Source organism: Arsenophonus endosymbiont of Aphis craccivora (genome assembly GCF_013460135.1).
Lineage (GTDB): Bacteria > Pseudomonadota > Gammaproteobacteria > Enterobacterales > Enterobacteriaceae > Arsenophonus > Arsenophonus nilaparvatae.
In genome coordinates, this window is record NZ_CP038155.1 from 1,993,913 (window position 1) to 2,005,613 (window position 11,701).

The 11,701-nt window shown below is 40.4% G+C and carries 7 protein-coding genes and 4 pseudogenes; 3 read left to right on the plus strand and 8 right to left on the minus strand.

Features of this window, described 5'->3' with window-relative positions; all coding sequences use genetic code 11:
- Nucleotides 1–76: 76 nt before the first annotated feature.
- The 7 genes and pseudogenes from E3U36_RS10115 to E3U36_RS10145 all read right to left on the minus strand — a co-directional run bounded on the left by E3U36_RS10115 (nucleotide 77) and on the right by E3U36_RS10145 (nucleotide 8,648).
- Nucleotides 77–364, minus strand: a pseudogene (locus E3U36_RS10115) (HU family DNA-binding protein).
- A 231-nt stretch (nucleotides 365–595) separates the two neighbouring features.
- Entirely contained in the window at nucleotides 596–2,956 is a 2,361-nt protein-coding gene (gene lon, locus E3U36_RS10120) for an endopeptidase La (protein WP_180816441.1), read from the minus strand.
- 191 nt (nucleotides 2,957–3,147) lie between these two features.
- Nucleotides 3,148–4,434, minus strand: coding sequence for an ATP-dependent protease ATP-binding subunit ClpX (gene clpX / locus E3U36_RS10125; protein ID WP_180816442.1), 1,287 nt, complete (start codon nucleotides 4,432–4,434; stop codon nucleotides 3,148–3,150).
- Nucleotides 4,435–4,550: 116 nt separating this feature from the next.
- Nucleotides 4,551–5,174, minus strand: a complete 624-nt coding sequence (gene clpP / locus E3U36_RS10130; RefSeq protein WP_180817629.1) for an ATP-dependent Clp endopeptidase proteolytic subunit ClpP — start codon at nucleotides 5,172–5,174, stop codon at nucleotides 4,551–4,553.
- A 268-nt stretch (nucleotides 5,175–5,442) separates the two neighbouring features.
- Nucleotides 5,443–6,747, minus strand: coding sequence for a trigger factor (gene tig / locus E3U36_RS10135; protein ID WP_180816443.1), 1,305 nt, complete (start codon nucleotides 6,745–6,747; stop codon nucleotides 5,443–5,445).
- 360 nt (nucleotides 6,748–7,107) lie between these two features.
- The gene (gene bolA / locus E3U36_RS10140) at nucleotides 7,108–7,410 is read right to left on the minus strand and encodes a transcriptional regulator BolA (protein WP_180816444.1); all 303 of its coding nucleotides are present in this window, start codon (nucleotides 7,408–7,410) and stop codon (nucleotides 7,108–7,110) included.
- A 314-nt stretch (nucleotides 7,411–7,724) separates the two neighbouring features.
- Nucleotides 7,725–8,648: pseudogene (locus tag E3U36_RS10145) on the minus strand (IS5 family transposase).
- Between the two features lie 119 nt (nucleotides 8,649–8,767).
- On the opposite strand from E3U36_RS10145, the pseudogene E3U36_RS10150 reads away from it, so the two are divergent.
- Nucleotides 8,768–9,345 (plus strand): annotated as a pseudogene (locus tag E3U36_RS10150) (YajG family lipoprotein).
- Between the two features lie 73 nt (nucleotides 9,346–9,418).
- A pseudogene (locus tag E3U36_RS10155) lies at nucleotides 9,419–10,622 on the plus strand (AmpG family muropeptide MFS transporter); the annotation flags it as partial.
- On the opposite strand, the gene E3U36_RS13035 reads toward E3U36_RS10155, so the two are convergent.
- Entirely contained in the window at nucleotides 10,571–10,705 is a 135-nt protein-coding gene (locus E3U36_RS13035; protein ID WP_255479077.1) for a hypothetical protein, read from the minus strand. The pseudogene E3U36_RS10155 and the gene E3U36_RS13035 overlap by 52 nt on opposite strands.
- On the opposite strand from E3U36_RS13035, the gene E3U36_RS10160 reads away from it, so the two are divergent.
- Nucleotides 10,699–11,622 carry an IS5 family transposase gene (locus E3U36_RS10160; RefSeq protein ID WP_180816445.1) on the plus strand — a complete coding sequence of 308 codons (924 nt, stop codon included), beginning with the start codon at nucleotides 10,699–10,701 and terminating at the stop codon, nucleotides 11,620–11,622. The two genes, E3U36_RS13035 and E3U36_RS10160, sit on opposite strands and share 7 nt — an antisense overlap.
- Nucleotides 11,623–11,701 lie beyond the last annotated feature (79 nt).

An 11,701-nucleotide genomic window follows, 5' to 3' on the forward strand; every position in this document is an offset into this window, starting at 1 on the left:
TATGATGCGCTCTATCCTAACTTACTAAAACAATTGATTCGGTTTTAGTTTATCCGTTAACAGTATGCGGCAATCCTTATTTTTTCTTGTGGCCGTTAACAGCATCTTTTAATCCTTGGCCGGCTTTAAATGTCGGTACCTTTGCCGCAGCTATCTTAATAGCCTTACCTGTTTGAGGATTACGTCAAGTACGTGCTGGGCGCTCTTTACTTTCAAAAGCGCCAAAGCCTATTAACTGAATTTTATCTCCTTTTTTGAGAGTTTGAGATACAATTTTGAGAAATACATTTAACACGCTCTCAGAGACTGATTTAGCAGCCTTTGACTCTTTAGCAATTTTTTCTATTAGCTCTTTCTTTTTCACGCTTATCATCCCCATTTTATTAATTATGGATTAAACAAACATATTGCTAACGGTTCACAAAAAGATGACACCGTCGTATCAATACTACAAAAGTATGGCAAGAAAACATATTACAGCCAAATAATTATAGATTTGTTTACTTAATTTATTTAGTAGATAAAAAAAACTGATAAATCATTTAAGATTTATCAGTTTTAAGTTTATGTAAAATTTTTAATTTAAATCAATGTATTAAGAGCATTTTTTAGTCACTATCTCCATCCCAAAGGGGGGCTTTTGTAGTGCAATAGAAAAAACCTCTTCAATGGTTTTTACCGGGTAAATTTTTAGATCTGCGATAACATTTTGGGATATTTCTTCCAAATCTCGACGATTTTCATCTGGAATTAGCACGATTTTTATACCACCACGGTGAGCGGCTAACAATTTTTCTTTTAAACCACCAATTGGTAATACTAATCCTCGTAATGTTATCTCACCAGTCATCGCTACGTCTGCTCGTACAGGATTACCGGTCAAACAAGAAACTAACGCTGTGCACATTGCAATTCCTGCACTGGGACCATCTTTTGGTGTTGCTCCCTCAGGTACATGCACATGAATATCCCGTTTTTCGTAGAAATCAGCATTAATACCCAGCTTTTCTGCTCGCGCCCGAACTGCAGTTAACGCCGTTTGAATAGATTCTTGCATAACCTCACCTAACGATCCGGTATAAGTGAGTTTACCTTTGCCAGGTACACAAGCGGTTTCAATAGTTAATAAATCGCCACCAACTTCTGTCCAAGCTAAACCCGTCACTTGACCGATACGATTTTCGGTATCTGCACGACAGTAATCAACTTTACGCACACCAAGATAGTCTTTTAGATTATCTTCATTGATGACAAGGTGTTTCAATGATTTATCCATCAGTAGTGCTTTTACTGCTTTACGGCATAATTTGGAAATTTCACGTTCTAAACCACGAACACCAGCCTCTCGGGTATAATAACGAATAATACCAATAATTGCGCTATCGTCGATCGTAAGCTCGCCTTTTTTCAATGCATTTCGCTGAATCTGTTTAGGTAACAAATGTTTTTTGGCAATATTAAGTTTTTCATCTTCGGTGTAACCTGAAAGACGAATCACTTCCATACGATCTAATAACGGTGCTGGAATGTTCATCGAATTTGAAGTCGCAACGAACATCACATCAGAAAGGTCATAATCAACTTCTAAATAGTGATCATTAAACGCAACATTCTGTTCTGGATCAAGTACTTCAAGTAAAGCCGATGCCGGATCACCACGCATATCCGAAGACATTTTGTCAATTTCATCTAACAAAAATAAGGGGTTCTTAACACCCACTTTTGCCATTTTTTGAATAAGTTTCCCGGGCATAGAGCCAATGTATGTTCGTCTATGTCCACGAATTTCTGCTTCATCACGGACACCACCAAGTGCCATACGAATATATTTACGCCCTGTCGCTTTAGCAATTGATTGACCTAATGATGTTTTACCAACACCAGGCGGTCCGACCAAACATAAAATTGGCCCTTTAATTTTACTCACGCGACTTTGCACAGCTAAGTATTCAAGAATACGTTCCTTAACACGTTCTAAACCATAATGATCGCTATCCAGTGTTTCCTGAGCTTTCAGCAAATCTTTTTTAACTTTACTACGAGCATTCCACGGGACCTGCACCATCCAATCAATATAGCTCCGTAAAACTGTAGCTTCAGCAGACATAGGTGACATCATTTTCAATTTTTGTAATTCTGCTTCCGCTTTTTGCCGAGCTTCCTTAGGCATTTTAACTTCTTCGATTTTGCGCTTGAACATTTCATATTCATCAGGCGCGTCTTCCATCTCACCTAATTCTTTCTGAATTGCTTTCATCTGCTCATTCAAATAGTATTCGCGCTGACTTTTCTCCATCTGCTTTTTAACGCGATTACGAATACGTTTTTCAACCTGCAGTAAATCAATTTCAGACTCCATCATTGCCATCAAATATTCAAGCCGCTCAACCACATCAGCCATTTCTAATACACGCTGTTTATCCACTAGTTTTAACGGCATATGAGAAGCGATTGTATCAGCCAATTTGTCCGATTGTTCAATAGAATGCAATGATGTTAATACTTCAGGTGGGATCTTTTTATTCAGTTTAATATAGCCTTCAAACTGATTAATGGTTGTCCGATTTAAGACTTCTTGCTCTTTTTCATCAACAGTCGGAGAACTAAAATACTCAGCCTGGGCAATGAAATATTCTCCATTATCTGTTAGCATAGTGATTTTTGCACGACGCAGACCTTCAACTAAGACTTTAACCGTACCATCTGGTAGTTTTAGCATCTGCAAAACAGAAGCAACTGTCCCTACAGAGAAAAGATCATTTAAACCTGGCTCATCAGTCGATGCTTCTTTTTGAGCCACCAACATGACCTGTTTATTCTGATCCATTGCAGCTTCAAGACAGTGAATCGATTTCTCGCGGCCAACAAACAATGGGATCACCATATGTGGATAAACCACGACATCTCGCAGAGGCAGTACAGGAATTTCAATGCGTTCTGAACGCTCAAGATTCATAAGGTTCTCTCTTCGTTTAGCTTATGCCAATTTTAGGGTTTCCTTAAAAATTTTGAGAAACCTCAGTTTAAATATCGAGTTACATGGGGACAAAATTTTGATATTCAATAGCCTGATTCGGTATTAAACACAAAATGAGGGGAAAACCCTCATTTTGCATTACACAATTCAACTAAGAAAAGCATTAAGATTTATTTTTCACCTGATGCTTGTATATCAGGTTGACTATAAATCACTAAAGGTTCTGATTGACCGGCAACCACCATTTCATCAATCACTACCTTCTCAACATGATCCATTGATGGCAAATCATACATAGTTTCTAGCAAAGCGCCTTCCACAATAGAACGCAAACCACGTGCTCCGGTTTTCCTCGACATGGCTTTTTTCGCAATTGCTTTCAATGCTTCTTCACGAAACTCAAGATTAACGCCTTCAAGTTCAAAAAGTGCTTCATATTGTTTAGTCAACGCATTTTTAGGCTCTTTCAGAATCTGAATTAATGCTTCTTCACTTAATTCGCCTAAAGTAGCTACGACAGGTAAACGACCAATAAATTCAGGAATCAAACCAAACTTAATTAAATCTTCTGGTTCCACTTGAGAAAGTAACTCACCTTCAGTCGCTCGCTCGGATTCGCTTTTGACCTCAGCAGAGAAACCAATACCTGAACGTGTATTTAACCGTTGGCCAATCACTTTATCAAGACCTGCGAATGCACCACCACAAATAAATAGAATTTTAGAAGTATCGACTTGCAAAAATTCCTGTTGTGGATGTTTACGGCCTCCTTGAGGTGGCACTGCTGCAATGGTACCTTCAATAAGTTTAAGTAAAGCTTGCTGAACGCCTTCACCTGAAACATCGCGTGTAATTGAAGGGTTGTCAGATTTACGGGATATTTTATCAATTTCGTCAATATAGACGATACCACGCTGTGCTTTCTCTACATCATAGTCGCATTTTTGTAGAAGTTTCTGAATAATATTTTCTACATCTTCTCCAACATAACCGGCTTCCGTTAATGTTGTCGCATCAGCCATGGTAAATGGTACATCCAGGTAACGAGCCAAAGTTTCAGCTAATAGTGTCTTACCACTGCCCGTCGGCCCAATAAGCAAAATATTACTTTTACCTAGCTCTACCCCTTCACCATTCATCCCTTCGTTAGAAATATTACGTAGGCGTTTATAATGGTTATAAACGGCTACCGCCAATACTTTCTTGGCATTTTCCTGGCCAATAACATAATCATCAAGATGATAACGAATTTCATGGGGTGTCGGTAATGCGCTGCGCTCACGATGTGGTGCAATCTCTTTAACTTCTTCTCGAATAATATCGTTACAGAGCTCAACACACTCATCACAGATATAAACTGACGGACCAGCAATTAACTTACGAACTTCATGCTGGCTTTTTCCGCAGAAGGAGCAGTACAGCAACTTTCCTGAACTCTCTTTGCGTTTATCTGTCATTCAGATAACCTCACTTTTTTAACCATCACCCTAATTTCAACAAAGATGGTAACAGAAAACTGTTACTAATTAATCATGGATATAACTATATCAGGCATGCCATACATTTATGTAAATTAATTACGATTAGTATAAATTTTATCTACCACACCATAACTAACTGCTTCCTCTGCAGATAAAAAACGATCCCGTTCGGTATCGTTCTCAATCTCTTTTATTTGTTTACCCGTATGTTTAGCCATTAATTCATTCATACGCGATTTAATTTTTAAAATTTCTTTGGCGTGAATTTCGATATCCGACGCTTGTCCTTGAAATCCGCCTAAAGGTTGGTGGATCATGACACGAGAATTGGGCAAACAATAACGTTTTCCTTTAGTACCGGCGGTAAGCAAAAAAGCTCCCATCGAACACGCTTGCCCCATACAAATTGTACTAACGTCAGGTTTAATAAATTGCATCGTGTCATAAATTGACATACCTGCCGTAATGACGCCACCCGGTGAATTAATATAAAGATGAATGTCTTTATCAGGGTTTTCAGCTTCTAAAAACAGCATTTGAGCAACCACTAAATTTGCCATGTGATCTTCGACCTGACCTGTTAAAAAAATAATTCTTTCTTTTAGTAGGCGCGAATAAATATCATAAGAACGTTCACCGCGTGAAGTCTGCTCGATTACCATTGGCACCAATGCCATATGCGGCGCAAGTTGATCTTGATTGTTATGATATGACATTTCCATCTCCTAATTAAACGCTTTATGGTGCCCAATCTATCTAATTCTACTCGAGATAAATAAGAATGACTATAATTACAAACTTAACCATTATTCATAAAGGGATATTCGCCTTTATGAAGAAAGTCATACAACAATATAGAAAATTATTTGGGGTTATTCTTTTCTTTTTTCAAGAAAAAAGAAAAGTTTTTTAACGATAAAAAACCCGTAGCATAAAACCACGGGTTTTCACAAAACCAGATAATAGCATTTCACTACTCAGCAATTACCTCATCTGAGCCTGATTCATTAACTCTTGGAATTGAGTTTCTTTATCTGTTACTTCCGCTTTTTCTAATAATATTTCAATGGCTTGTTCTTCTAGCGCCAAATTACGGACACTATCCATTAACTCTTTATTTTTGCTATAGTATTCGATCACTTCAGTGGGATCTTCATAAGCTGAAGCCATCTCTTCAATCAGTGACTTTACACGAACATCATCTGCAGTTAGCGAGTTTTTATTGATAACTTCACCTAATAATAAACCAACAATAACGCGATGTTTAGCTTGCTCTTCAAATATTTCACGTGGTAATTCTAACGCTTGTTTTTCGTTGCCACCAAAACGTTGTGCAGCTTGTCGACGTAGTACATTTATTTCACTGTCAACAACAGCAATAGGCACCTCAATTTCGTTTTCCTTAACTAAACCATCAAGTACTTGCGTCTTAATTCGATTACGAACAGCTGTTTTTAGTTCACGTTCCATATTTTTGCGTACTTCTGCACGTAAACTCTCCATCGAACCGTCAGGAACACCAAATTGTTTGATAAATTCTTCAGTCAGTTCTGGTAATACACGTTGTTCCACTTTCTTCAAAGTGCTAGCAAAGTTAGCCGCTTTACCTTTTAAATTTTCTGCGTGATAATCGGCTGGAAAATTGACATCAATAGTAAATTCTTCACCTTCCTGATGACCCATAATACCATCTTCAAAACCAGGTATCATACGACCTTCACCCATTACCAGCACAAAATCGTTCGCATTACCCCCTTCGAACACTTCACCATCAATTGTGCCTTTAAAATCGATAGTCACTCGCGAATCTGCAGCAACTTTTTCTTTTATCTCTTGCCAAGTAGCTTGTTGCTTGCGTAATGTTTCCAGCATGGTGTCAACATCTTCATCTTTTACCGCAACAATAGGTTTTTCAACCTTGATATTTTCTAAACCCTTTAACTCAATTTCTGGATAGACTTCGAATTCAACGGTATAGGTAAAATCTTCACCAGTTTTAAATTGTTTAGGTTGATATTTTGGTGCCCCAGCTGGATTAATTTTTTGTTCTATGATTGCGCTGACAAAATTACGCTGCATTATATCGCCCAGCACGTCCTGCAATACAGAAGTACCATAACGTTGTTTAACGATATTCATTGGCACTTTGCCTTTACGAAAACCATCAATGCGCACTTTTTTTGACACATTAATTAATTCACTATTCACCGCTTTTTCAATATCAGCATTCGGAACGGTAATTGTTACACGACGCCCCAGGTCTTGAGTTGTTTCAACAGAAACTTGCATCTTGTTACCTCAAAAGAATCTTAGTACTCGGACAACTCCAGAGTGAATGTTATCAGACATCTCCTGATAACATACTGCTCCCCAAACCCAGGTTTACCCTCTATTTTTGAGGCTCCCTGTTAAGTAGAAGCGTTCCGAAACCTTATAGAAAATTAGACGGGACATTATACAGATGCATATGCGGTGAGTCGAGCAAAGGTGAATAATAAATAGTAAACGTTCTAAATACTGGCTTTTGTAGCAAAATTGATATGACTAACACGGTAAGATATAACGATAAAAATATTTTATAACAGCAATTACTGCTAAATAATATCTGGTTAAGTCAGCATAATTATCTATTTCTTAACCTCGATTGACCTACTCTCCACCACGGCAAGCTGGTGAAGAAAAAGCCTGCTGTTGGCGCTGTTGCCACTCAGTTGGGTTATAAGTATGTAATGCCAATGCATGAACACTATTAGATAATTCATCTGCTAATAATTGATAAACAGCTCGGTGACGAGCAACCATCCTTTGTGCTGCAAATTTTTCTGTCACTAAAATAACTTTAAAGTGACTTTCCGTACCTGGCGAAACATTATGTTGATCACTTTCATCTAATACAATCAAATATACCGGTGAAAAAGCGTATTCCAGTTTTTCTTCAATTTGCTTACACATGGTTTGCATAGGTTTAGTTACCATATTAATAGACTCTGTCGACTTAATTTACTAAGTAAATATATATGCCAGCAAAAATGATTAATCTGTTTTTTATTATGACTCACTACGATTTATCCAATATCGGTTAGAAATAGGATTAGATATTACTAAATTACGATTAAAGCATAATCCAGACCAATTTTTTAGTAGGTTTCTTCACCAAATGCCGATAACTTTCTGGCATACTAACAGTAAAATACCAAAGTATGGTAACGAGGCTTTGTTGAATAAATCAGAATTAGCCGCCAGGATGGCTCCCTCTGCTACAGCTGTTATCCGATCCTGACGCTGTGTGGCATACCCAACAACGTCATACGGTTCAGCGCTTTGACCATCGCCATTGCTTCACCTACCTGAGCCTCATAGTCACGCAGCCTCAGATGGCCACCCAGCAAAGTTTTTATGCGGAACATCGCTGTTTCTGCCACTGAACGCCGGTGATAACCCACTTTCTTTTTCCACATATCATTACTCCTGCTCAGACGCTGATTCGCCACCGCATGGTTACGTTCATGGTACTTGTCCGGCCAGTATTTCGCTCCGCTTCGCGGCGGGATAAGGGGCCTGATTTTCTTTCTTAGCAACGCGTCGTGGCAGTAACAGGCGTCATAAGCACCGTCTGCTGACACTTCCGTGATTTTCCGGTGGGTTTGGTTAATCAGGCCCGGCAGTGCCTGCGCATCTGTCGTTCCGCTTAGCGATAAGTCGGCACAGATAATCTCATGAGTCACACTGTCTGCTGCCAGATGAAGCTTGCGCCACACTCTTCGTCTGTCAGCCCCATGCTGCCTGACTTTCCTTTCACCTTCGCCAAAGACCTTCAGACCGGTACTGTCGATGACCAGATGCGAGATTTCACCACGCGTTGGCGTTTTTATGCTGATGTTGACGCTCTTTGCTCGTCTGCTGACCAGCGAGTAGTCCGGACAGCACAGCGGCTAAGACATGAGTTTAAAAATCGAATCAACGAAGCCCTGTAATGCCAGGAGCGACAGGTTAAACACACGCTTCATCATCAGGACAGTGGTAACAGCCATATCGCTGTAGTAAAGCGGCCGGCCACGACCTTCAGGCGAAGAACTGTCAGTCCATCCAGCGATGGCCGACTCATCAAGCCAGACCGTCAGGGAACCGCGTTGTCTGAGTGCCTTGTTGTACGCGGGCCAGTTGGTAATTTTAAACTTTTGCTTTGCCATGGGGACCTGATGTTGAAACGAATTTAGCGATCAGCTCCGCCAATCACCTAAAAGTTCGATTTATTCAACAAAGCCTGGTAACGATTAAATCAAGTAATACCAAAATAGGTTGAGAAAACATGTTAAAAAATACCTTTCATCTAATCATTGCTCTGTTAATCTCATTGAGTTTAATAGGATGTGTTGCCCCAAGTAACACCCTGTCTATCGAGCCAAATATTAGCCTGCCAACTCAAGATCCAACCATAAGAGCAGTTTCAATAAATATTACTAGCATTGATAAAAGAAGCTCAACGGCACTTGCCGAAGTTAATCGTAATGCAGCACTAGCGGTATTAAAACCCTCTCGCGATTTATGCTATCTTTTACAAGAAGCATTAGAAAAACAGATGATCGTCAGAGGTTATACACAGTCAGTGCTCCGGCTAATATTAATTTACAAATTGCGCTAAATAAGCTGTATGCCGATTTACAAGAAGGCAGCTTACGTCATAATATCACTGTCTATGTTGCGATTAGTGTCGTAGCTATGGCATCTAATGTGTCAACCAGTACGCGTAGCTATAATGAACAAGGGCCTCTTGATGCTAGTAACGAAAAAATTGCTTCAGCTATCAATAAAGCGTTAACCGACATTATTGCTGATATGGCTAATGATCCTGAAACAAGCCAGTTTATAAAACAAAACGCACAATGAATTTTTCAGCGTGTTAAGTGAGAGTGCTGCCAGGAATAGCTCTGTCTGACAATAACAGAGCAACAGGACGACTATGAAAAAAAACTACCTGACCGTTTTTACCCAACATCGTTCCCGATGTGCTGCTTTTGCTAGGTTTTGGTCAGGGTTACCGCTGGCACTTACCGCAAGTACTTTGCAAGCCTGGTTAACCGTAGAAAATATTGAGATTAAAACGATCGGTTTTTTTTCATTAGTCGGCCAGGCTTATGTATTAAAGTTTCTTTGGTCACCATTAATGGATCGCTACACCCTGCCCTGGCTAGGTCATCGGCGTGGTTGGTTATTAACCACTCAGATTTTACTGATTATCAGCATTGCGGCGATGGGGTTTATCGATCCCAAAGAGCATCTTTGGTGGTTGGCAGCTGCTACGGTGCTGGTCGCTTTCTGTTCCGCCTCACAAGATATTGTTTTTGATGCTTATAAAACCCGATTTATTGTCAACAGAAGAGCGCGGCGCCGGCGCGGCAATATCCGTTATGGTTTATCGTATTAGTATGTTGGTTTCAGGCGGATTGGCTTTATGGTTGGTCGACCATTTTGTTACTTGGCAGCAACTCTATCTACTGATGGCCAGCCTAATGCTAATTGGTGTCAATGCAACACTGTCCGCTAAAGAACCACTAATAAAATCGCCACCACCCAAAACAATGTATGAAGCTATCTATGAACCCTTTGTCGAATTTTTTAGTCGTAATAATGACTGGATCACCTTGTTATTGATCATTTTTTATAAAATGGGTGATGCATTTGTTATGGCACTGAGTACAAATTTCCTATTAAATAAACTTGGTTTTTCGCTGGCTGAAGTTGGCACCATTAATAAAACTTTTGGACTATTTGCAACTATTCTTTGCGCTTTATATGGCGGCTATATTATGTAAAAAATGTCGTTATTTAAAGCCTTACTTATTTTCGGTATTTTACAGACTATTTCTAATTTTGATGATTGGTTTCTGGCAGTAAATCCCGCCAATATTTATACCACCAGCAGCGTTATCTTTATTGAAAATATCTTTTCTGGCATGGGCACTGCCGCTTTTGTCGCACTACTAATGACGCTTTGCAATCATTCGCTTTCTGCAACTCAATTTGCTTTACTATCGGCCTTATCGGCTATTAGGCGGGTCTATGTTGGGCCCATAGCAAGCGTGCTAGTGAACAAATATGATTGGCCCGCTTTTTATCTGATTTCTGTCGTTATTTCATTACCGAGTATTTTTTTAATATTGATATGGCTTTGTTGAATAAATCGAACTTTTAGGTGATTGGCGGATCTGATCGCTAAATTCGTTTCAACATCAGGTCCCCATGGCAAAGCAAAAGTTTAAAATTACCAACTGGCCCGCGTACAACAAGGCACTCAGACAACGCGGTTCCCTGACGGTATGGCTTGATGAGTCGGCCATCGCTGGATGGACTGACAGTTCTTCGCCTGAAGGTCGTGGCCGGCCGCTTTACTACAGCGATATGGCTGTTACCACTGTCCTGATGATGAAGCGTGTGTTTAACCTGTCGCTCCTGGCATTACAGGGCTTCGTTGATTCGATTTTTAAACTCATGTCTTTGCCGCTGTGCTGTCCGGACTACTCGCTGGTCAGCAGACGAGCAAAGAGCGTCAACATCAGCATAAAAACGCCAACGCGTGGTGAAATCTTGCATTTGGTCATCGACAGTACCGGTCTGAAGGTCTTTGGCGAAGGTGAATGGAAAGTCAGGCAGCATGGGGCTGACAGACGAAGAGTGTGGCGCAAGCTTCATCTGGCAGCAGACAGTGTGAATCATGAGATTATCTGTGCCGACTTATCGCTCAGCGGAACGACAGATGCGCAGGCACTGCCGGGCCTGATTAACCAAACCCACCGGAAAATCAGGGAAGTGTCAGCAGACGGTACTTATGACGCCTGTTACTGCCACGATGCGTTGCTAAGAAAGAAAATCAGGCCACTTATCCCGCCGCGAAGCGGAGCGAAATACTGGCCGGACAAGTACCATGAACGTAACCATGCGGTGGCGAATCAGCGTCTGAGCAGGAGTAATGATATGTGGAAAAAGAAAGTGGGTTATCACCGGCGTTCAGTGGCAGAAACAGCGATGTTCCGCATAAAAACTTTGCTGGGTGGCCATCTGAGCCTGCGTGACTATGAGGCTCAGGTAGGTAAAGCAATGGCGATGGTCAAAGCGCTGAACCGTATGACGTTGTTGGGTATGCCACACAGCGTCAGGATCGGATAACAGCTGTAGCAGAGGGAGCCATCCTGGCGGCTAATTCTGATTTATTCAACAAAGCCTATTCTTATTACAATAACAATAT

What these genes read in the sequence shown, in the direction of transcription:
- clpP (WP_180817629.1), bottom strand. Translation starts at nt 5,174, where the DNA reads ATGTCATATCATAACAATCAAGATCAACTTGCGCCGCATATGGCATTG.
- tig (WP_180816443.1), bottom strand. Translation starts at nt 6,747, where the DNA reads ATGCAAGTTTCTGTTGAAACAACTCAAGACCTGGGGCGTCGTGTAACA.
- E3U36_RS10160 (WP_180816445.1), top strand. Translation starts at nt 10,699, where the DNA reads ATGGCAAAGCAAAAGTTTAAAATTACCAACTGGCCCGCGTACAACAAG.
- lon (WP_180816441.1), bottom strand. Translation starts at nt 2,956, where the DNA reads ATGAATCTTGAGCGTTCAGAACGCATTGAAATTCCTGTACTGCCTCTG.
- bolA (WP_180816444.1), bottom strand. Translation starts at nt 7,410, where the DNA reads ATGTGTAAGCAAATTGAAGAAAAACTGGAATACGCTTTTTCACCGGTA.
- clpX (WP_180816442.1), bottom strand. Translation starts at nt 4,434, where the DNA reads ATGACAGATAAACGCAAAGAGAGTTCAGGAAAGTTGCTGTACTGCTCC.